The sequence below is a fragment of the Nocardiopsis dassonvillei subsp. dassonvillei DSM 43111 genome, assembly GCF_000092985.1.
GTDB classification, from domain to species: Bacteria; Actinomycetota; Actinomycetes; order Streptosporangiales; family Streptosporangiaceae; genus Nocardiopsis; species Nocardiopsis dassonvillei.
Genome location: NC_014211.1, coordinates 754,052 through 775,354, shown reverse-complemented (window position 1 = coordinate 775,354; position 21,303 = coordinate 754,052). Strand labels below are relative to the sequence as shown.

At 73.2% G+C, this 21,303-nt stretch carries 14 protein-coding genes; 9 read left to right on the top strand and 5 right to left on the bottom strand.

Annotated features, from left to right (window positions below):
* Window positions 1–68 precede the first annotated feature (68 nt).
* Both NDAS_RS27570 and NDAS_RS27565 read right to left on the bottom strand, forming a co-directional pair.
* Window positions 69–539, bottom strand: coding sequence for an NUDIX hydrolase (locus NDAS_RS27570; RefSeq protein ID WP_013156557.1), 471 nt, complete (start codon window positions 537–539; stop codon window positions 69–71).
* A 77-nt stretch (window positions 540–616) separates the two neighbouring features.
* Window positions 617–1,204 (bottom strand): GNAT family N-acetyltransferase, encoded by a 588-nt coding sequence (locus NDAS_RS27565; protein ID WP_041553482.1) that lies wholly within the window; start codon window positions 1,202–1,204, stop codon window positions 617–619.
* A gap of 313 nt (window positions 1,205–1,517) precedes the next feature.
* Between NDAS_RS27565 and NDAS_RS27560 the strand changes: the two genes are divergently transcribed.
* From NDAS_RS27560 to NDAS_RS27550, 3 genes are all read left to right on the top strand, one after another.
* On the top strand, window positions 1,518–2,864 hold the full coding sequence (locus NDAS_RS27560; protein ID WP_013156555.1) for an ROK family protein: 1,347 nt from the start codon (window positions 1,518–1,520) through the stop codon (window positions 2,862–2,864).
* A 282-nt stretch (window positions 2,865–3,146) separates the two neighbouring features.
* Entirely contained in the window at window positions 3,147–3,677 is a 531-nt protein-coding gene (locus NDAS_RS27555) for a PadR family transcriptional regulator (RefSeq protein WP_013156554.1), read from the top strand.
* The gene (locus NDAS_RS27550) at window positions 3,674–4,729 is read left to right on the top strand and encodes a serine hydrolase domain-containing protein (protein WP_013156553.1); all 1,056 of its coding nucleotides are present in this window, start codon (window positions 3,674–3,676) and stop codon (window positions 4,727–4,729) included. The genes NDAS_RS27555 and NDAS_RS27550 overlap by 4 nt, the downstream gene beginning before the upstream one ends.
* Before the next feature lie 207 nt (window positions 4,730–4,936).
* On the opposite strand, the gene NDAS_RS27545 is transcribed toward NDAS_RS27550, so the two are convergent.
* Window positions 4,937–7,936 carry a glycoside hydrolase family 3 C-terminal domain-containing protein gene (locus NDAS_RS27545; protein WP_013156552.1) on the bottom strand — a complete coding sequence of 1,000 codons (3,000 nt, stop codon included), beginning with the start codon at window positions 7,934–7,936 and terminating at the stop codon, window positions 4,937–4,939.
* A 199-nt stretch (window positions 7,937–8,135) separates the two neighbouring features.
* On the opposite strand from NDAS_RS27545, the gene NDAS_RS27540 reads away from it, so the two are divergent.
* The 3 genes from NDAS_RS27540 to NDAS_RS27530 are packed head-to-tail and all read left to right on the top strand — an operon-like array spanning window position 8,136 to window position 11,738.
* Window positions 8,136–9,794 carry an extracellular solute-binding protein gene (locus NDAS_RS27540; RefSeq protein WP_013156551.1) on the top strand — a complete coding sequence of 553 codons (1,659 nt, stop codon included), beginning with the start codon at window positions 8,136–8,138 and terminating at the stop codon, window positions 9,792–9,794.
* On the top strand, window positions 9,787–10,827 hold the full coding sequence (locus NDAS_RS27535; RefSeq protein WP_013156550.1) for an ABC transporter permease: 1,041 nt from the start codon (window positions 9,787–9,789) through the stop codon (window positions 10,825–10,827). The genes NDAS_RS27540 and NDAS_RS27535 overlap by 8 nt, the downstream gene beginning before the upstream one ends.
* Complete coding sequence (locus NDAS_RS27530) at window positions 10,824–11,738, top strand: carbohydrate ABC transporter permease (RefSeq protein ID WP_013156549.1); 915 nt, start codon at window positions 10,824–10,826, stop codon at window positions 11,736–11,738. The genes NDAS_RS27535 and NDAS_RS27530 overlap by 4 nt, the downstream gene beginning before the upstream one ends.
* A gap of 176 nt (window positions 11,739–11,914) precedes the next feature.
* Here NDAS_RS27530 and NDAS_RS27525 read toward each other — a convergent pair whose 3' ends face one another.
* Both NDAS_RS27525 and NDAS_RS27520 read right to left on the bottom strand, forming a co-directional pair.
* On the bottom strand, window positions 11,915–14,635 hold the full coding sequence (locus NDAS_RS27525) for a cellulose binding domain-containing protein (RefSeq protein WP_013156548.1): 2,721 nt from the start codon (window positions 14,633–14,635) through the stop codon (window positions 11,915–11,917).
* A gap of 94 nt (window positions 14,636–14,729) precedes the next feature.
* On the bottom strand, window positions 14,730–17,003 hold the full coding sequence (locus tag NDAS_RS27520) for a glycosyl hydrolase family 95 catalytic domain-containing protein (protein ID WP_013156547.1): 2,274 nt from the start codon (window positions 17,001–17,003) through the stop codon (window positions 14,730–14,732).
* An 85-nt stretch (window positions 17,004–17,088) separates the two neighbouring features.
* Here NDAS_RS27520 and NDAS_RS27515 point away from each other — a divergent pair, with 85 nt between their 5' ends.
* From NDAS_RS27515 to NDAS_RS27505, 3 genes are all read left to right on the top strand, one after another.
* Window positions 17,089–19,092: a beta-galactosidase gene (locus tag NDAS_RS27515; protein WP_013156546.1), complete on the top strand. Its 2,004-nt coding sequence runs from the start codon at window positions 17,089–17,091 to the stop codon at window positions 19,090–19,092.
* Between the two features lie 55 nt (window positions 19,093–19,147).
* Window positions 19,148–20,305 (top strand): xylose isomerase, encoded by a 1,158-nt coding sequence (xylA, locus tag NDAS_RS27510; RefSeq protein ID WP_013156545.1) that lies wholly within the window; start codon window positions 19,148–19,150, stop codon window positions 20,303–20,305.
* A gap of 141 nt (window positions 20,306–20,446) precedes the next feature.
* Entirely contained in the window at window positions 20,447–21,049 is a 603-nt protein-coding gene (locus NDAS_RS27505) for a hemerythrin domain-containing protein (protein ID WP_232051620.1), read from the top strand.
* Window positions 21,050–21,303 lie beyond the last annotated feature (254 nt).

The following is a 21,303-nucleotide window of genomic DNA, read 5'->3' as shown; positions in this document are numbered from 1 at the left end:
CGGTGGCGGCACCCGGCTCGGTCCGGGGCCGGGACGCCCGTACAGGCCGGGATCCGGGGAAGCGGGGCTCAGGTGACGTAGAACGGTCCCGGGCGGTCCTCGTGGGCGTGGCCGATCCGGTCCAGGATGCGCTGGGGCATGTCCGGCAGGGCCCCGGGCGGGAACCAGCGCACGTCCAGGCTCTCGTCGCCGCTGGCGTCGGGCGCCCCGCCCACGGGGCGGCAGCGGAAGGCCAGGTCGAGGATCTGCACGCGGTCGCCGTTGGGGTAGGTGAAGGGCTCCTGGGCGAGCACGCTGGTGAGCCGCTCCACCTCGACCTCCACCCCGGTCTCCTCGCGCACCTCGCGGACCACGGCCCGGGCGGGCTCCTCCTCCGGTTCCAGGATGCCGCCGGGCGTGGCCCAGCGGCCGTCGTCCGCGCGCCGGTGCAGGAGGACCTCGCCCTCCTCGTTGACCACCACCGCCGTCACCCCGACGAGGGGCAGGAGGCCGTGGCCGACGTGGCTGCGGAGGGCGAGGAGGAAGTCAGGAACGGGCATGGCCCGAGGGTAGCCCCGGGAGGCGTTCCGCGGGTACGCACCCCGCTGCGCGACGGGCGGCGCCCACGGAACCCGCCTCAGCCCTTCTTCCGGGCGGCGCGGAGCTCGGCGTACTCCTCGGCCAGGACCGACATCAGCACGGCGTCGTGCCACTCGCCGTCCCAGCGCAGGGACTCGCGCCAGACGCCCTCCCGGACGAACCCCGACCGGGCGTAGGACCTCTGCGCGCGGGTGTTGAACGCGAACACCTCCAGGGCGACCCGGTGCAGCCCGGCCACGGTGAAGGCGTACTCCAGCACGAGGTCCGTGGCCTCGGTGCCGTAGCCCCTCCCGGTGACGGACATGCCGTTGAGCGCGATCCGGTAGCCGGCGCTGGCGTTGTCCGGGTCGAGGTCGATCAGCGCGCACTCGCCCACGGCCGCGCCGCCCTCCCTCTCGAAGACGACCCAGTCGGCCCGGTCGTGGTGGTCGGGCCGCGTCGCCGCCCAGCGCACCAGCTCCTCCCTGGTGAACTCCCGGTGGGTGCCGGTGAGGCGGCGCACCTCGGGGTCCATGCGCAGTACCGGTTCGATGAAGTGCTCACCGGTCCCGGCGTCGAGCGGTTCGAGGCGGACCCTCTCCCCGGTGAGGACGGGCTGGTCGCGGAAGACGTCGGGAGGCACCATGACCGGGATCCCACCAGAGGGGTCGGCCGGGCGCAACGGTTTTTCCGGTCCGGCCCCCGGCCGCGCCCCCGGCTCCGCCCTCCACCCCCGGTTCCACGGTTGCGGTCCTGCCTTCCGGTCCCGGATCCAGATCCGGATTCCCTCCCCGGCGTAGTCCCCCGATTCCACGACCACCTCCCCGGCCACAACCGTCCCCTCCGCCGCGTTCGCCTCCGCAGCCACGCCCTGCCGGGGCAGCGCCCCCGCTCACGCCACCGGCTGCCTGTACGATCCGGGCACGGTGTGCCGTGTCGGACGGGACGAGGGGGACCAGGTGTCGGTCGGTTCGGGAACGGTGAGCTTCCAGACGGTCCGGGAGACCAACCTGGGCGTCGTGCTGCGCACGGTCCGCGAGCTGGCCCCCTGCTCGCGCGCGGCGGTGGCCGCGGCCACCGGGCTGAACAAGACCACGGTGTCCAGCCTGGTCGCCGACCTCATGGCGCGCAGGCTGGTCCGCGAGACCGGGCGCTCCTCCCGGCAGCGGGTGGGGCGCCCGGGGGTGCTGCTGGACCTGGACGACTCCTCGATCGCGGCGATCGGCCTGGAGGTCAACGTGGACTACCTGTCGGTGGTCGCCGTGGACCTGCTCCAGCGCGAACTGGTCAGCCGCCACGTCCCCTTCGACGCCCGGTCGGCCGGGGCGGAGGCGTGCGCGCGGCACATCGCGCGCACCCTGGGCGCGACGGTGGCCGACCCCGCGCTGCGCGGGCGCACCGTGGTGGGGGTGAGCGTGGCGGTCCCGGCGCTGATCGACGCGCCCTCGGGGACGGTCACGCACGCGCCCAACCTGGGCTGGCGCGACGTGCCGCTGCGGGACCGGCTGTCGGAGCTGCTGCGCGAGGCCGGGGTGGAGGGCGTCCCGGTGCGGGTGGACAACGACGCGAACCTGGGCGCGGTGGCCGAGTACCGGGTGGGGTCGTTCGCGGGGACGGCCGACCTCGCGTACCTGACCGGTGAGGTCGGGATCGGCGCGGGCATCCTGACCGGGGGCGGACTGCTGCGCGGCGCCAGCGGGTTCGCGGGCGAGGTGGGCCACCTGTCGCTGGCCCCGGACGGCCCGGAGTGCGCGTGCGGGCGCCGCGGCTGCCTGGAGGCGCTGGCGGGGATCGGGGCCATCCTGCGCGGGGCCGTCCCCGACCGGTTCCCGGACCACCCGCTGTCGGGCAGCGACGTCGCCGAGCTGGTGGGGACGGCCGTGGCACGCGCCGAGGCGGGCGAGGACACCGCCGTCGGCGCGCTGGAGCGGGCGGGCACGTGGCTGGGCCGGGGCCTGGCCGTGCTGATCAACGTCACCAACCCGAGCCTGGTGGTGCTGGGCGGCTACTTCGTGCCCCTGGGCCCGTGGCTGCTGCCGAACTGCCGGGCGGAGGCGGCCGCGAGCGCGTTCGCGCCGGAGGCGGGCGGCTGCCGGGTGGAGCTGTCGTCGCTGGGGCTGAGCGCGGCGGCCCGGGGCGGGGCCACCGCGATGATCCACTCGCTCGACGCGGGACTGCTGCCCCTGCCCGAGCCCGTGACCCGGGCTCCCGATCCCGCGTCCGGCGAGGGGCCCGCCGCGGAGCCCGTCGAGCACCCGGCGGCGGACACGGCGCAGCCGGACGGGAACACCGCGGACACCGCCTAGTGCCGTGACCGTAAGGGGCCGCCGGACCGGCCCCTCCGCCGGGGACCTGTACTCGTAGCGCGTCCCGTCCTCCCTCGCCCAGAGTCAGGCCGAAACCCCTCGCGTCACACCGGTGACCTTTCCGGACAGCTACCAGGAGGCCGTACAGGGCGGCGTGCACTCCGCCCTGAACAGGGAATCCACCGTCGTTCCGGCGTTCCGGCTCCGGAGTCCACACCGACCCCCGGACTACATGCGCTCTCCCATAGTGGACAACGCATATATTGGCGCTATCCTCTACCCATGTCCCTACGACACGCCATACTCGGGCTCCTGTCCATCAAGCCGATGAGCGGCTACGACCTGAAGAAGGTGATCGACGAGAGCGTCGGGCACTTCTGGACGGCGGACCAGTCGCAGATCTACCGGACGCTCACCGGCCTGGTGGAGGAGGGCCTGGCCTCCCGCCGCACCGTGGTGCAGGAGGAGCGCCCCAACCTGCACCTGCACAGCGTGACCGCCCCCGGGCTGGCCGAACTGGACCGCTGGCTCACCTCCCCCCCGCGCACCCCGCCGACCCGGGACCCCTTCCTGGCACGGCTGTTCTTCGCGGACAGAATGCGCACGGAGGACATCCGGGAACTGCTGGACACCCGCAGGCGGGAGGTGGGCGGGGAGCTGGCCGCGCTGGAGGCGATCGCCGTCCCGGCGGAGGCCGCCGGGCTCGGGCAGGCGCTCCGCCTGGCCACGCTCTCCTACGGCATCACCCTGGCCAGGGCGGAGCTGGACTGGCTCGACGCCACCGAACGGCTGCTGGAGGAGGACACCCCGTGAGTGAGCGGATCTCGGCCCGGCTCGACGGGATCGCGGCGCGCTACGCCGCCAAGCCGGGGGTGTCGCTGATGAGCCTCGCCGTGGAGCAGCCGTCCACCGGGTTCTCCTGGAGCCACGGCGACACGGGGCGGCCGTACTTCGTCGCCAGCATCACCAAGCTGTACACCGTCGCGATGGTCATGCAGCTGCGCGACGAGGGGACCCTGACCCTCGACACACCCGTCGCGGACCTGCTCGGCGCGGACACGATGCGCGGGCTCAACACGTACGGGGGCCGCGACCACGGCCCGGCGATCACGGTGCGCGAACTGCTGACGCAGACCTCCGGGATCCCCGACTACTTCGAGCAGAAGCGCCCCGACGGCACCACGTTCCTGGGCGACATGCTCCGCGAGGACGCCGCCTGGACCTTCGAGGACTTCCTCGGCATGGCCAGGGCCATGCCGAGCCGGTTCGCCCCGTCGACCCCGGGCAGGGCGCACTACTGCGACACCAACTACCAGCTGCTCGGACGCGTCATCGAGGTGGCCACGTCCGGCGGCTACGACCGGGCCCTGCGGGCCCGGGTCCTCGAACCGCTCGGGCTGCACGACACCTGGCTGTTCACCCCGCACACGCTGGACCGCTACGACGAGGTCGCCACGCTCCTGCACGGCCGCACCCGGCTGCGCGTGCCGAGGACGATCGCCTCGTTCCCGCCCGACGGAGCGGTGGTCTCGACCTCGGCCGACCAGCTGCGGCTCCTGCGCGCCTTCGTGGGGGGCGAACTGTTCCCCGCGCGGTACCTGGCGGAGATGACCGCGCGCTGGAACCCGGTGTTCTCACGTCTGGTCCCCATCGACTACGGGATCGGGGTCATGCGGTTCAGGCTCCCGCGCTGGATGACTCCGTTCACCCCGTGCCCGGAGATGATCGGCCACTCCGGGGCCTTCGGGAACGTGCTCTACCACGTTCCGGAACGCGACCTCCACGTCTCCGGCACCGTCAACCAGATGCTCCCCCGCAGCCTGCCGCACAACATCCTGGCCCAGCTGGTGGCCCAGTTCCGGTGAGCCCCTCCGGACCCCGCTGACCCGGGAGCCGCACGACGGCCCCCGGACCGGGGTGACGCGACCGCCGCCGGAACCCGGGCGGCCGGGGACGGCCCGTCCGGAATCCGGGCGGGCCGCCCCCGGCTCACTGTCGGCCGCACCGCGCCGGACCTCCCCCGGGGCGGCTGCGGCTCGGTGCCGGCCGGACCGTGTCCGGCCCGCCGCCGCTCAGTCCGCCTCCGGTGCCGGAGCAGCGCCGGTCAGGACCAGGTCGGCCACCGCCGTACCCGGCCGGTCGAAGACCAGGTACAGGTCACGGATCCCCCCGGCTCCCCCCGCGTCCTCGAAGGCCGCGCCGACCTCGGTGAAGTCGTAACCGTCCTTGCCCGCCGGGACGTCGGCCACCGCGGCGGTCGGTCCGTCCTCGGGGTCGTCCAGGCGGACGCGGACCGTGCTGGCGTGTTCGGCGTTCACCGTGAGGCGGCACCCGGTGACCCCGTCGCCGAGGTCCACGTCGCGGAAGGCGGCCCACGCGCCGCCCTCCCGGGAACGCACCGCGTCGCCCCGCTCGGGGGTGAGCGGGCACAGGGACGTGCCCCGGGCGTCGTCGTAGCCCGCGGCCGACCACGGCGTGCGCGCGTCGCGGGGCGGGATGGCCTCCCCCGGCACGTCCAGGGCCGCGGTGGCGCGGATGTCGGTCGCCGAACGCCCGACCAGCACCTGGCGCGGCGCGTCCTCCACCACGAAGCGGTCGCGGGTGGTGTCCCACAGCGCGAGCCGGTCCACGTCGAAGGAGACCGTGGCGAGCGCGCTGCGGCCCGGCTCCACGCGCACCCGGGCGAACCCGCGCAGCGCGCGCAGCGGGGTCCGCACACGCGAGGCCAGCTGGCGGGTGTAGACCTGCACCACCTCGTCGGCGGGCCGCGCGCCCGTGTTGGCGACCATGACGGCGACGGTGACCCGGCCGCCGTCCACGCGGACCACCGGGGCCGCGTACTCCACCGACGTGTAGCCGAGGCCGTGCCCGAAGGGGTAGAGCGGCTCGCCCTCGAAGTACAGGTAGGTGCCGCGCGCGCCGACGATGTCGTAGTCGAGCATCCCGGGCAGGTCGTCGGCGGAGCGGTACCAGGTCTGCGGAAGCCGTCCGGAGGGCTCGGCGTCGCCGAAGAGCACGTCCGCGAGCGCGTGGCCGTACTCCTGGCCGCCGTGCGCCGACCACAGGACGGCCGGGACGTGCTCGTCGGCCCAGGTGATCCCGAACGGGCAGCCGCTGCTGAGCACCAGGACCGTGGCGGGGTTGGCCGCGCGCACGGCGCGCAGCACCCGCTCCTGGGCGGCGGGCAGGTCCAGGTCGGTCCGGTCCTCGGTCTCGCGCCCGTTGACCATGGGGTGGTCGCCCAGGACGACGACCGCGACGTCGGCGGCGGAGGCCACCCGCGCGGCCTCCTCGGCTCCCGTGCCGAGCCCGTCCACGATGAACAGGCCCTCCCCCTCCCCTGCTCCGGCCAGGCGCAGGTTCCCGTCGCGCGGATCCGAGGTGACACCGCGGCCGCTGCGCACGTGGACGAGGGTGTGCAGGCCCTTGCGCTCCTCCAGGCGGAAGGTCTGGGTGACCTCCCAGGTGCCGGGCCCCGGCGCGGTGAAGGCCAGGACGTCTCCGGGTCCCACGTCGAGGTACCTCCCCGTCCGCGTCGAGCGCAGGGCGCAGGCGCCGCCGCCCCAGTCCAGCAGGTCGAAGTCCGCGCCCTCGACCTCCTCCTCCACGGTCGGCGCGTGCCCGTCCGCGCCGCGGTGCCCGCCGCAGACGCCGTGGGCCTCCAACCGGGCGGGGCCCCCGTCGCCGGGGTCCACCACGAGTCCGTGCCCGAACGTGCTCAGCCGGATGCGGTCCACGCCCTCGCAGAACACCGTCTCCACCCGCTCGGCGATCCCGGCGCGCGCGGTGACGGCGTAGGGCAGCGTCCCGCTGTACCAGTCCTCCAGCACGGTGTCGCCGAGCTGGCCGACGACGGCGACCCGGCGCACGTCGCGCAGCGGGAGCGCGCCCTCGTTGCGGAGCAGCACGATCGAGCGGGTGGCCGCCTCCCGGGCGAGCGCCCGGTGCTCGGGGGTGTCGAAGGCCCCGGCGTCCCCGGCGGTCCCGTGCCCGGCCTCCCCCGCCGTGCCGCCGCCCCCGGTGTCCCCCGCGCCCCCGCCCCACACCTCACCGTTCGGGCCGTCCCCGGCCAGCAGGTCTCCGCCCACCCCGGCGATCCCGTCAACCCCGCCCATCACGGGGTCGAACTCGCCCAGGCGGATCCGGACCGAGAGCACGTTGCGCGCGGCGCGGTCGATGTCGGCCGCGGTGAGCAGCCCCCGGCGCAGCGCCTCGCGCACGTGCCCGAGGGTGGGCTCGGTGCGGTCGTCGTCCTGGGTGAAGCTGTCGAGCCCGGCCCGGATCGCGTGCGCGTAGGCCGTGGGCAGGTCGGGGTGGAAGTGCTGCGCCTCCACGAGGTTGGCGGGCGCGTAGGCGTCGCTGACCACCAGCAGGCGGTCGGGCGCGGCCGGGCGCAGCACGTCGCCGATCAGCGGGCTCAGGTGCGCGGGCCGCCCGTTGACCAGGTTGTAGGAGGGCATGACGGCCACGGCCGCCCCCTCGGCCAGGGCGGGCAGGAAGGCCTGGAGCTCGTACTCGCGCAGGACCCTCGGCGGCAGGTCGCTGGAGGTCTCGCAGCGGCCCTCCTCGTTGTTGTAGGCGAGGAAGTGCTTGAGGGTGGGCGCGAGGCGCAGCGTGTCGCCGTCACCGGCCAGCCCCCGGGCGTAGGCGGCGGCCAGGAGCCCGGTCAGCCACGCGTCCTCGGAGTAGCCCTCCTCGTTGCGGCCCCAGCGGGGGTCGCGCAGCGGGTTGACCACGGGCGCCCAGACGTTGGGCGACGCGCCCGCGCCCCTGCGGGCGAGCACCTCGTCGCCGACGGCCCGGCCGACGAGGCGGAGCAGGCCGGGGTCCCAGGTGCTGGCCAGGCCGACGGCCTGCGGGTACACGGTGGCCGGTCCGAGCCAGGCCAGTCCGTGCAGCGCCTCGGTCCCGGTCCGGAAGGGGCCGACGCCCAGGCGCTCGACGGGCGCCTGGTGCTGGTGGAGCAGGCCGATCCGCTCCTCCGGGGTGAGGCGGGCGAGCAGGTCGTCCACGCGCCGTTCGGGCGGCAGGGCGGGGTCCCGGTACGGCGGCAGGTGCGGCTGGAGGGTCATGGGGGGTGTTCGCCTCTCGTGCGCGAGGGTATTGTCCTTCGAAATCGAACCGCTTCGACTTCGATACCTGAAGACCTTGTGTGCCACATCACAGTGGAGTAATTTGTTTGTCTAAACGGCCAACTAATTCATAGCAAAATGGCCCTTCGTTTCCTACCCCCCTGGGCTCCCCGGCCTGCTCAACCGAAGGAACGACGCTATGCGCACCACCCCCCTGCGCCAGCCCCCCAGCCGACGCCGCTTCCTCGGCCTGGTGGGCGCCTCCACCGCCGCGGCGCTCACCGCCGGAACGCTCACCGGCTGCGGCTCGGAGTCGTCCAGCGGCGGAGGGTCCGCCTCCTCCGCCAGCTCGCTGGACGACCTGATCCCCACGCACATCCCGTTCCAGGGGGTCACCCCCGACATCCCGGGACAGCACGGCGCCCCGGACGGGTTCACCGCCTACCCGCAGGAGTTCGTCCGGGCCGTGTCCGAGGCCCCCGGCAGGGGCGGGAGCTACACCGCGATGACCCCGCTGTGGGGGCCGATCCCGCCCGGCCTGGGCGACAACTCCTTCTTCGAGTACGTCAACGGGCGTCTGGGCGCCACGGTGGAGTTCAACTTCCAGGACGGCAACTCGGTCATCGACAAGATGAACGCGGTGATCGCCGGGCGCGACGTCGCCGACATCACGATGATCCCCGACTGGGTCATCAACCTGATCCCGCAGTTCAACCGGGCCGTCGGCGAGCTGTTCGAGGACCTGACGCCGCACCTGGCCGGCGACGCGGCGCAGGCCTACCCCCTGCTGGCCAACCTGGACAGCGACGCCTGGCGCTGGAACGTCTTCAACCAGCAGCTGCACGGGGTGCCCTGGCCCGCCGAGCCCTTCGGCAACTGGGTCCTGTACCGGCGCGACCTCCTGGAGGAGTACGGCCTGGAGGCCCCGACCAGCCCCGACGACCTGTTCGCGATCGGCGAGGAGGTCAACGACCCGGACAACAACCGCTGGGCCTTCGGCGACTTCAACCTCACCATGCGCCAGGTCTTCGGCGCGCCCAAGCAGTGGCGCTACTCGGGCGGCGAGCTCATCCACATGTTCGAGACCGAGGAGTGGAGGGCCAGCATCGAGTACATGCGCAGGGTGTTCGACGCGGGGCTCGTCCACCCCGACATCGTCGCCCTGGGGGACAACTCCAAGGAGCTGCTCAACTCCGGGCAGATCCTCTTCAACCAGGACGGCATCGGCGCCTGGCACGAGGCCTACATGCAGATGCTCGGCGACAACCCCGACTTCCGCCTGGACCTGATGCCGGCCTTCGGCAACGGCGGCGCCGACCCGGTGATGCACCGCAGCGACCCCTCCGCCCAGTCCGTGTTCGTACGCAAGGGCATGGAGCCGGAGCAGGTCGAGGAGATCCTCGGCATCATCAACTACTGCGCCGCTCCGTTCGGCACGCGGGAGTACATGGACTACCGCTACGGCGAGGCGGGCGCGCACCACGAGCTCAACGACGAGGGCGCCCCGCAGCTCACCGACACCGGCAACGGCGAGGTCAACGACGGCTACTACTTCATCAGCGGACGCCCCCAGGCGATCACCGAGAGCCAGTACCCGGACTTCGTGCCATGGAAGTGCGACTGGTACAACCACGCCGCCCAGTTCACCGAGGACGACCCGTTCGCGGGCATCCGCATCCAGCGCCCCGAGCGCTTCTCCGGGGCCGAGACCCCGATGACCGACAGGGTCAACGACATCATCCGGGGCCGCGAGGACCTCAGCGCCCTGGACCAGGCCGTCGCGGACTGGCGCCGCGACGGCGGCGACGAGGGCCGCGAGTTCTACATGCGGGTCCTCCAGGAGCACGGCCGTGACTGAGCGGACCATGACCAAGGGCGAACCGCCCTCCCCGGCCGACGCGTCCCGCGGGCGCGGGGGCCGGGGGCGGTCCCCGGCCGTCCCGGACCGCCGGGGCGGGTCCGCGTCCCCGAGCCGCAGGCGGGTCCCGTTCGGTGCGAGGCTGCGCCGCGACTGGCAGCTGCTGCTGATGACGGTCCCGGCGATCGGCCTGCTGGCGGTGTTCCACTACACGCCGACCCTCGGCAACATCATCGCCTTCCAGGACTACAACCCCTGGGACGGGGTGTGGGGCAGCCCGTGGGTGGGGCTGGCGCACTTCGAGCGTCTGTTCACCGACCCCCGCTTCTGGTCCGCGGCGGGCAACACGCTGGTCATCGCCGCCGTCCAATTGGTGTTCTTCTTCCCCATCCCGATCGCGCTGGCCATCCTGCTGGACAGCGTCCTCAGCCCCAGGCTGCGGATGGTGCTCCAGAGCATCGTGTACATGCCGCACTTCTTCTCGTGGGTCCTGGTCGTCACCCTGTTCCAGCAGATCCTGGGCGGCGCCGGACTGTTCTCGCAGATCCTGCGGCAGAACGGGTACGCGCCGCTGGAGGTCATGTCCGATCCCGACGCGTTCCTGTTCGTGGTCACCTCCCAGATGGTCTGGAAGGACGCCGGGTGGGGCACGATCATCTTCCTGGCGGCGCTGGCGGCCGTGAACCAGAACCTCTACGAGTCCGCGGCCGTGGACGGCGCCGGGCGATGGCGGCGGATGTGGCACATCACCCTGCCGGGCCTGCGCCCGGTGATCGTCCTGCTGCTCATCCTCAAGATCGGCGACATCCTCAACGTCGGCTTCGAGCAGTTCTACCTCCAGCGCGACGCGTTCGGATCGGGCGTGTCGGAGGTGCTGGACACCTTCATCTACCACCAGACCCTGGTGACGGGGAACTTCAGCGCGGGAGCGGTCGCGGGCCTGGTCAAGGGCGTGGTCGGACTGGTCCTCATCGTTCTGGCCAACAAGCTGGCCCACAAGATGGGTGAGAACGGAATCTACCGACGAGCATGAGCACACTGTTCAAGGACCGCCCCGTGTGGGCGGAGCGCCCCGGTCTTCCCGCGCGCGCCGCGAAGAACACCACCCTGGCCGTGATCGCGGTCGTCATCCTCTTCCCGCTCTACGTCGTGATCCTGACCAGCCTGTCCCCCGCCTCTGCGGTGAACAGCGCGGGCGGCCTGGTGCTGGTCCCGCAGGGGATCTCCTTCCAGGCCTACGCCGACCTGTTCAGCGGCGGCGTGGTGACCCGGGCCGTGCTGGTCAGCCTGGGCGTCACCGCCGTGGGGACGCTGGTCAGCCTGGTGGCGACCGTCCTGGCCGCCTACGGGCTGTCCCAGCCCGGATCGCTGTGGCACCGGCCGCTGCTGTTCGCGGTGCTGCTGACCTTCCTGTTCGCGCCCGGAATGATCCCGCTGTACCTGCTGGTGAGCAACGTCGGCCTGATCGACAGCTACTGGTCGCTGATCCTGCCGACGGCGGTGAACGCGTTCAACCTGGTGGTGATGCGGGCGTTCTTCATGAACCTGCCCCAGGAGATCGGCGACAGCGCCCGGGTGGACGGGGCGAGCGAGTGGACCATCATGACCCGGCTGGTCCTGCCCATGTCCAAGGGGGTCACCGCGGTCGTCGGCCTGTTCTACGCGGTGGGCTACTGGAACGCCTTCTTCAACGCCATCCTCTACATCAACGACAACGCCAAGTGGCCGCTCCAGCTGGTGCTGCGCCAGTACGTGCAGCAGGGCCAGCAGCTCAGTTCGAGTTCGGTGATCGGCGACGCGATGCAGGGCGGCACCGCCTCGGCGCCCAACCTGGCCATCCAGATGGCCATCGTGGTGGTGGCCCTGGTGCCGGTCACGTTCGTCTACCCGCTGGTCCAGAAGCACTTCACCAAGGGCGTCATCATCGGCGCCGTGAAGGGGTAGCGCCGCCTCAGGACCGCCCGCGCCCCCGGGGTTCCCCTCCTCCTGGAACCCCGGGGGCGCGGGTGTGCCCGGGGTTCCGTGACGGCTCCGGCGGCGGCCCGTTCGCCGGTCCCCGTCCGGGCACGGCGAAGGGCCGGGAACCGCCCCGCGGCTCCCGGCCCCGCCGTGTCAGGGCGTCAGCCGCAGGCCTCCCCGTCGAGGGTGAGCCCGGTCGGCTGCGCGGGCTCGCCGTCCACGGTCCCGTTGAAGCCGACCGTCACCGAGCTCCCCGGGGCGATCCGGGCGTTCCACCCGGCGTCGGTGACCCGCACGGACGCGCCGTCCTGGGTGTACGCGCCGTTCCAGAGGCTCGTGACCTCCTCACCGGCCGTGAACTCCCAGCCGACCTCCCAGCCCTCCAGTGCCTCGTCGCCGTCGTTGGTGACCGTCACCCCGGCCTGGAACCCGCCGCTCCAGGTGTTGGTGACGGTGTACTCGACCGCGCAGTCCCCGGGCTCGGGGTCCGGGGACGGCTCCGGGGTGGGTTCGGGGTCCGGCGTGGGCTCCGGCGTGGGCTCGGGGTCGCCGCCCCCGCCCGCCAGGTCGCCGTAGACGATCCCCCGGCCGTTGGTGCCGACGTAGACCCGGCCGTAGACGTTGGGGTCGCCGGTGATGGTCGCCCCCGTCCAGGCCCACTGGTGCTGGTCGTCGTTGATCCGCACCCAGCTCTCGCCCGCGTCGTCGGAGCGGAAGATCCCGCGCACGCCGTCGATCCTGGAGCTGGTGTACACCGCCGGGTAGTCCGAGCCCGGCGCGGGCGCGCCGAAGCCGACCGCGTCGCCCTCGTCCACGGCCTCGACCTGCTCGAAGGAGGCCCCGGCGTCCGTGCTCCGCCACATGCCGTAGTGGTCACCGGTGCCTCCGGCGACCCACACGTCACCGGTGTGGCCGGGCACCGCGCCGAAGCGGATGTTGCCCTCGGCCGGGAGCCCGTCGAAGCCCGCCGTGAAGGTGGCCCCGCCGTCGGTGCTGGTGTAGAAGGTGCCGCCGGAGACGGCGTAGAACACGTCCGGGTCCACCCGGTCGGCCTCCACCCTCGCGCCCGCCGGAACGCCGGTGGAGGCGGTCCACGACGAGCCCAGGGTGGTGGAGACGTGGACGCCTGTGCCGTCGGGGCTCCACACGACGGACGAGCCGTCCGCGTTCACCGCGACCGTGCCGCCGCCGGTCACGCCGCCGGGCTCCTGCCCGGCCCACCAGCTCTCGCCGCCGTCGGTGGACAGGCCGATGGCGGCCTCGGCGTCGCTGCCGCCGACCCGCGCGATGGTCGCGGGCTGGAGTTCGGCGAAGTCCAGGCTGGTCCCGTGGCCCCAGTAGGGCTGCTGGTACATCTGGTCGGGGACGGTCTCCAGGTCCTGGTGGGTGAAGCCGCCGATGTCGAGCAGGGCCGAGTGCAGCGGCGCGCCCTCGGGCGGGCTGATCAGGTCGTTCACGGCCGTCTCCTCGATGCCGTGCGCCCTGACCCCGATGTCGAAGGTGGTGCCCGCGTCCCAGTCGGTGAGGTTGTCGCTGCCGTAGACCGTGGCGCCCGTGCCGTACATGAAACGGTCGGAGTCGAACGGGTCGATCGCCATCGCCTGCGTCATCCAGCCGAGTTTGGGCTGGGTCTCCGGGGGCGTCCCGGTACCGCCGAAGTCCAGCCAGGGCGCTCCGGAGATGTCCATCTCGTAGCGCGTGGTGCGCTCGGGGTAGGCGCCCCAGTCCCACGCCTGGGTCCAGGTCTGGCCGCGGTCGGTGCTGCGGTAGATCTGGATGTCGGGCCACCAGGAGATCTGGGTGGCGACCATCAGCGTGTCCGGGTCCTGCCGGTCGATGGTCAGGCCGCCGTAGCCGAAGTAGTTGTCCTCGGAGCCGGAGGGGACGGGGCTGATGTCGGTCCACTCCCCCGTCGCCAGGTCCATGCGCCACACGTCGCCGGAGTCGCCGTCGTAGGGGCCGGGGGTGCTGGTGGTGGCCATGTAGAGCTGGCCGCCCTCGTGGTCCACGACCGAGTGCGCGGGCAGGTGCCCCGTGGGCGCGCCGGGGACGGGCTCCCAGGTCTGTCCGCCGTCCTGACTGCGGTAGACCGGGTCGTCCAGGTCGGCGACGCCGACGTAGACGTCCTGGGTGACCGAGCCCTCGGACCCGGTCCTGGGGTCGAAGTCCACCCAGGTCACGCCGGTGATGTCGGACATCATGCCGGTCTCGTCGCCCGGGTCCTGGACGTAGTCGCCGGGGTTGGGGAAGGCCTCGACCTCGGCCCAGGTGGCGCCGTGGTCGGTGCTGCGCCACAGGCCGTTGCCGCCGCTCGCGCCGAAGTAGACGACGCTGTTGTCGTTGGGGTCCACGGCCAGGCGCTCGCCGAGGCCGCGGCCGGGCATGTTGCCGCCGAGCTTGAAGGGCAGCTCGGCGACGTCCCAGGTCTCGCCGCGGTCGTCGGAGCTGAGGATGGCCCCGTTGTTGGGGTCCCAGCCGTTGGTGTAGGTGCCCACGGCCGCGTACACGCGATCGGGGTCCACGGGGTCGGTGGCGATGCTGACGACGCCCGTGTAGCCCCACTCGTCCCAGCCGACCCAGTCGAGCAGGGGGATCCAGCGTTCGGTGTCGGGGTTCCAGCGGTAGGCGCCGCCGATGTCGGTGCGGGCGTAGGCCAGGCCCGGTTCGGTCTCGCTGAAGACGATGCCGGGGACGAAGCCGCCCCCGACGATCTCGACGTTGTCCCACTCGTAGGCGTCCTGTGCCGCGGTCGGCTCGGCGGGAGCGGCCCCGGCCGCGGTGGTGGCGACGACGGTGGAGGCGGCCAGTGCGGTGGCCGCCGCGACGGCGAGCGCCGGTAAGCCCCGCCCGCGTCTGGGGGGCCGGTGCTGTTCGGGAGGCATGTGCGGGCTCCTTGGGGGAATCTGGGGGGTACGCCCGTCCCGGGAAATCCGGCCCCGGGGCGGACGCGAATTCCCCATTAGTCTGGATAGCCGACTAACCCCCGGCAAGGGGTGTTGTGGAGGAAATTTCGAAGCGATTCGACTCTTCCCCGGCGACCATCGGGAATTGCAGGGACACCGTCCGGTCCGGTACCAGGTCCACCTTGCGCCGCTCCCCTCCGGGAAGCGCCACCACCGTCTCGCGGGGCTCGACGGCCCGCAGCCGCGCGCGGGCCCGATCGCCGGACCACTCCAGGAGTTCCACGACGACCCCGCCCCGGGCCCGCAGCCCCTCCACCCGGCCCGAGGCCCACTCCCGGGGCAGGGCGGGCAACAGGTCCAGGCGCCCCTCGGCGGACCGGGCCAGCATCGCCGCCGCCACGGCCGGGAACCCGCCGCCGATGTCCACGTTGAACAGGCTGCCCCGGTTGTGCGTGGGCACCAGGGTGGGGCGCCAGTAGCGGGTGGCCAGCAGGGACAGGGTCTCGTGCGCCTCGGCGGCCAGGCCCAGGTTGGCCGCGGCCAGCCCCAGCTGGACCAGGCCGAAGGCCATCTCGTCGGACTCCTGCCCGCGCCACCACTCCAGGCGGGCGCGCACGGCGGCGACCGCCGCCGCACGCAGCCGGGGCGAGGCCAGGGCGGGGTCGGTCTCGTACCAGAGCGGGTACAGGTGGGAGGCGTGCCGGTGCGCGTGCCGCTCGGTCTGTCCGACCGGCCCGGCCGGGCCCGCCCACTCGGCGAGTTCGCCGCCCGGGGCGACCCGGTATCCGGGCAGCCGCGCCCCCAGCCGTGCCCAGCGGCGGGATCCGGGAACGCCCAGCACGCGGTGCGCCCGCAGTAGGTTGCGCACCAGGTCGCGCACGGCCGCGACGTCCATGGTGGCGTTGACGGCGGCCTGGCCGCCGCCGTCCCCGGGGGTGTTCTCCGGCGAGTAGGAGGGGGAGAAGCCCTCGTCGGTGAGGAAGTCCTCGTGGAACTCCGCGGCGGCGGTGAGGAAGGGCAGGGCGCGCTCGCGCAGGAACGCGCGGTCGCGGGTGTGGGAGTAGTGGTCCCAGTACAGGCGGGACGTCCACGCCGCTCCCGCGGTCCAGCAGGTCAGGCACCACTCGGGGCCGAAGTGGTTGTGCCTGCCGGAGGTGGAGGCGTGCGCGGGCAGCAGGATCCCCCGGCAGCCGTAGAGCCGCCGCGCGTTCTCCGCCAGGTCGTCGGCCATGCCGTCGAGGAGGTCGAACAGGCCGGTCATCAGCTCGGGCGTGCCCGTGGTGTGCAGGGCCGCGAGGGCGGAGGGCAGGTTGCCGTCGAAGGTGTACCCCGACCGCCACGGTGGGTCGTAGGTGCCGCTCCACACCCCCTGGAGGGTGGGCGGCAGGTCGCCGCAGCTGGAGATGATCGCGTACCGCCCGGCGTCGACCAGGCGTGCGATCAGGTCGGGGGCGGCCCCCGCCGCCAGGAGGTCCTCGCCGAGCGCGTCGGGGTGGGCCGGACCGCCCTCCAGCTCCAGCCGGAAGCGGGACATGAGGTCGCCGTGCACCGCCCGGTGGCGTTCGAGCGCCCCGGCGAAGTCCTCCGGGATCCCGGCGGACGCGGCGAAACCGTCCACCCGCACGCGTGCCACCAGCCGGAGCCGCCGGACACCCCGCAGGTCCAACCCCTCACCACCGACGCCGACCCGACCGCCCTCGGCGCTGACGGCGCAGGTCACCGTGTACCCGGACAGGCCGCCGGGCGGGCGCTCGGGGAAGTCCGCCCGCAGGGTCAACAGGCCGGGGGCCGCCTCAGGGGCCACCGCCATCGGGACCGGCGGCGTCTCCTCCAAGGCGGTGAGCCGCAGCGTTCCGTCCAGGCCACCGGGTGAGGCGAGCTCGACGACCACGGCGTCGTCGGGCCGGGAGGCGAAGGCCCGGTGCACGGTCCCGTCCGGCAGCTCCTCCGTGACCAGGCCCGAGTCCAGGTCGCACGTGCGCGTGACCGGCCCCGGCCGGGGTCCGCGCGGGGCGAACGAGAGCACGGCGGCCCCCACCAGCGGGTCGATCCACCGGGTGTCGGCGTAGCCCGGGTGCTCCCGCGCCGCGAACTCCGTGATCCGCCCGGCGGCCTCGCGGGAGCGGCCCCGGCGCAGCAGCTCCCTCAGTTCGGGTAGCAGGGAGGCGGTCGCGGGAGCGGGCAGGGGCTCCGTGACCGGCAGGAACAGCCGCTCGTGGCCCAGCGTGAGGCGGACGCGCTCCGCCGTCGAGTGCACGAGCGCCCCCTGGCGCCCGTTGCCGGTGACCAGCGCGTCCTCCCAGTTCCCGACCGGATGGCGGGTGCGGACCCGTCGTGCTGCGGACATGCGCTCTCCTCGTGTGGGGGGTGTCGCCCGGAAGGGTTTTCGCCCTACTTTGTTGGCGCACACACCAAACCAGAAGGAGTTCCCCATGTCCTCTCCGCTGTGGTTCGGCGGCGACTACAACCCCGAGCAGTGGCCGGAGGAGGTCCAGGCGGAGGACGTGGAGCTGATGCGCCGCGCCGGGGTCAACCTCGTGACGGTCGGCGTCTTCTCCTGGGCGCTCCTGGAGCCGAAGGAGGGCGAGTACCGGTTCGAGTGGCTGGACCGGGTGCTGGACCGGCTCGCCGACGCCGGGATCGGGGTCGCGCTGGCCACCCCGACCGCCTCTCCCCCGCCGTGGTTCGGGCTCGCCCACCCCGACGCGATGCCGGTGACCGCGGACGGGACCCGGCTCACCCATGGCAGCCGCGACACCTACGACGTGTGCTCCCCCGCCTACCGGGAGGCCTCGGTGCGCATCGCCCGCGCGCTGGCGGAGCGCTACTCCGGGCACCCGGCGCTGCGCCTGTGGCACGTGCACAACGAGTACGGGACGTGGTCGCACTCCGAGCACACCGCCGGGGCCTTCCGCGACTGGCTGCGGGGTCGCCACGTGGACCTGGACCGGCTCAACGCGGCGTGGACCACGGCGTTCTGGAGCCAGCACTACTCGGAGTGGGAGCAGATCCAGCCGCCGCGGGCGACCCAGTACCTGCCCAACCCGGCGCACGTGCTGGACTTCCGGCGGTTCCTGTCGGACGCGATGCTCGACCACTTCCTGTCCCAGCGCGACGTGCTGCGCGCCGTCCGGCCGGACGTGCCGGTCACGACCAACCTGGCCTTCGGCGACTGGGTGCCGGTGGACCCGTGGCGGTGGGCCGAGCACCTGGACCTGGTGGCCGTGGACGACTACCCGGACCGGACGGGGCAGGGCGGGGCGGAGCAGACCGCCTTCGCCGCCGATCTGGCCCGCTCGTGGGCGGAGCGCGTGCCCGGCCCGGGTCGGCCGTGGCTGTTGATGGAACAGGCGGCGGGTGTGACCTACACGGGCGAGGTCACCCGGCCGAAGGCCCCCGGGGAGACGGCGCGGCACAGCCTGGCGCACGTGGCGCGCGGGTCGCGGGGCGCGATGTTCTTCCAGTGGCGGGCGTCCCGGGGCGGCGCCGAGCAGTGGCACTCGGGGATGGTGCCGCACGCCGGGCCGGATTCGCGGATCTTCCGCGAGGTGTGCGAACTGGGGAGCGTGCTGCCCCGCGTGGCGGAGGCGCGCGACGCCGACGTGGTCGCCGACGCGGCGCTCACCTGGGACCCCGAGTGCTGGTGGGCGCTGGGCAGCCCGTCGCTGCCGGCGCGGGGCGTGGACTACCTGGAGGCGGCGCGTCAGGTGCACCGGGTGCTGTGGCGGTCGGGGCGCACGGTGGACATGGTGCGCCCCGACCGCGACCTGCCGCGGGTGCCGCTGCTGGTGGTGCCCGCCCTGTACCTGCTCTCGGACGAGGCGGCCGAGCGGTTGGCCCGCTACACCGAGGACGGCGGAACGCTGGTGGTGACCTTCCTGAGCGGGGCCGCCGACCCGGACGGGACCGTGCGCACCGGCGGGTACCCGGGCGCGCTGCGGGACCTGCTGGGGGTGCGGGTGGAGGAGGTGCACCCGCTGCTGCCCGGGGACGCGGTGGGCGTGGACCTGGGTTCGGTGCGCGAGGAGGTCACCCTGTGGAGCGAGCACGTCCACCTGGCGGGGGCCGAGGCGGTGGCCCACTACGCGGGCGGCCCGCTGGACGGGCTGCCCGCGGTGACGCGGCGGCGCCACGGCGCGGGCGAGGCCTGGTACCTGTCGGCCCGGCTGTCGGACCGGGGCCTGGCGCGGCTGCTGGCCGAGGCGGCGGGGACGGGGCCGTTCCCGGAGCCGGGGCTGGAGGTGGTGCGCCGGGTGGACCGGGACGGCGCGTGGGTGTTCGTCACCAACCACGACAACCGGCCGCGGTGGATCGACCCGGCCCGGTTCGGGCTGGACGCGGGCGCCCGCGACCTGGTGTCGGGCGTTTCGGCGCAGGGGATGACCCTGCCGGGCGGCGGGGTGGCGGTGTTGCGCGGCCACCCCGTTGACAATTAGTTGTGACTCTAGACAAACTATTCCGGAGTCCTGCGCCTACCTCAGGAGACACGACATGAGCAGCTACCAGCCCGTGCCCGCGGACAGGTTCACCTTCGGTCTGTGGACCGTGGGGTGGCGCGGGGTGAACACCTTCGGCGACCCCGTCCGCCCGGCGCTCGACCCGGTGGACGCCGTCCGCCGCCTCGCCGACCTCGGCGCGCACGGGATCACCTTCCACGACGACGACCTCATCCCGCCCGGCAGCTCCGACACCGAGCGCGAGGACATCCTCAAGCGGTTCCGCGCGGCCCTGGACGAGACCGGGCTCAAGGTGCCGATGGCGACCACCAACCTGTTCTCGGACCCGGTGTTCCGCGACGGCGGGTTCACCTCCAACAGCCGCGACGTGCGCCGGTACGCCATCCGCAAGGTCATCCGCAACATCGAGCTGGCCGTGTCGCTGGGCGCCGAGACCTACGTGTGCTGGGGAGGCATGGACGGCGCCGAGACCGAGGCGGGCAAGAACGACCACGCCGCCCTGGACCGGCTGCGCGAGGCCTTCGACATCCTGTGCGGCTACGTGCGCGAGCAGGGCCACGACCTGCGCTTCGCCCTGGAGCCCAAGCCCAACGAGCCGCGCGGCGACATCCTGCTGCCCACGGTGGGGCACGCCCTGGCCTTCATCAACGAGCTGGAGCACCCCGAGATGGTGGGGGTCAACCCGGAGGTCGGCCACGAGCAGATGGCCGGGCTGAACTTCGCGCACGGCGTCGCGCAGGCCCTGTGGGCGGGCAAGCTCTTCCACATCGACCTCAACGGCCAGCGCGGGATCAAGTACGACCAGGACCTGCGCTTCGGCTCGGGCGACGTCAAGGAGGCGTTCTTCCTGGTGGACCTGCTGGAGAGCGCGGGCTACGACGGCCCGCTGCACTTCGACTTCAAGACGCCGCGCACCGAGGACATGAGCGGCGTGTGGGAGTCGGCCGCGGCCTGCATGCGCAACTACCTCATCCTCAAGGAGAAGGCCAGGGCGTTCCGCGCCGACCCCGAGGTGGTGGAGTCGCTCGCGGCCTCGCGCGTGCCCGAGCTGTCCCAGTCCACGCTGGGCGAGGGCGAGTCCCTGTCCGACCTGCTGGCCGAGGAGATCGACCTGGCCGAGGTCGGTGAGCGGGGCTACCACTTCGAGCGCCTGGACCAGCTCGCCATGGAGCACCTGTTCGGCCTGCGCTGACCTTCCGTTCCCGGATCCGGGCCGTGTTCCGCGCGGGGCGCGGGGCGCGGCCCCTGCTGTTTCCCGGGTCGGGGCGGGGCGGCGGCCGGGGCGGTGACCGGTCGGCGCCGTGTCTGGACAGCGGGCCCGTGGGTAGTGGCGGTGGTCGGAAGCACCACCACCGAAGCGGAGGAGAACATGGCCGAGGACGCCGTCACCCTGATCCTGAAGGACCACCGGACGATGGAGGAGCTGTTCGACCGGCTCCAGTCCGAGCCCGACCAGCGGCCGCGCCTGCTGGAGGAGATCGAGGCGATCCTCACCGCGCACAGCCGCGCCGAGGAGGACGAGGTGTACCCGGCCGCCGCCAAGGCCGCTGGCGAGGGACCGGAGGTCCGCCACGGCACGGAGGAGCACCAGGAGGCCGAGGAGCTGCTCCGGAAGCTGAAGGAGTGCGACCCGAAGAGCAAGGAGTTCGACAAGCGCTGCAAGGAGTTCGTCGACGCGGTCAAGCACCACGTCGAGGAGGAGGAGAGCGACGTCCTGCCCGGCCTCAGGGAGGCCGTGAGCCAGAAGCGGGCCCAGGAGCTGGGCAGGGCGTTCTGGGAGCGGCGCGCCCGGGAGCTGGAGCGCTTCGACGTCAAGGGCAGGGTTCCCAGGCAGCGCGACCTCTACGAGGAGGCCAAGGAGCTGGACATCGAGAACCGCTCCAAGATGAACAAGGAGGAGCTGGCCGAGGCCGTCCAGAGGGCCCGGCGCGGCTGAGTTCCCCTTGGGGCGCCCCTTCGGGCGCGGGACGTGAAACGGCCCCGCAGGGCAGTTGCCCTGCGGGGCCGTCACGTACACCGGAACGGTGCGGCGGTCGCCTCACGGCGCGGTGCACAACACGGCTCCTGCCGCCCTTGCGGGCGCGGTATTCCGTGAAGGCTTTGAGTGGAGCCCGGGGGACACTTTCTACCGCACCTTCCGGCACCCCGTACAACGGGAGGGTGGGGGTGGGTATTCCACGACCCGGGGAC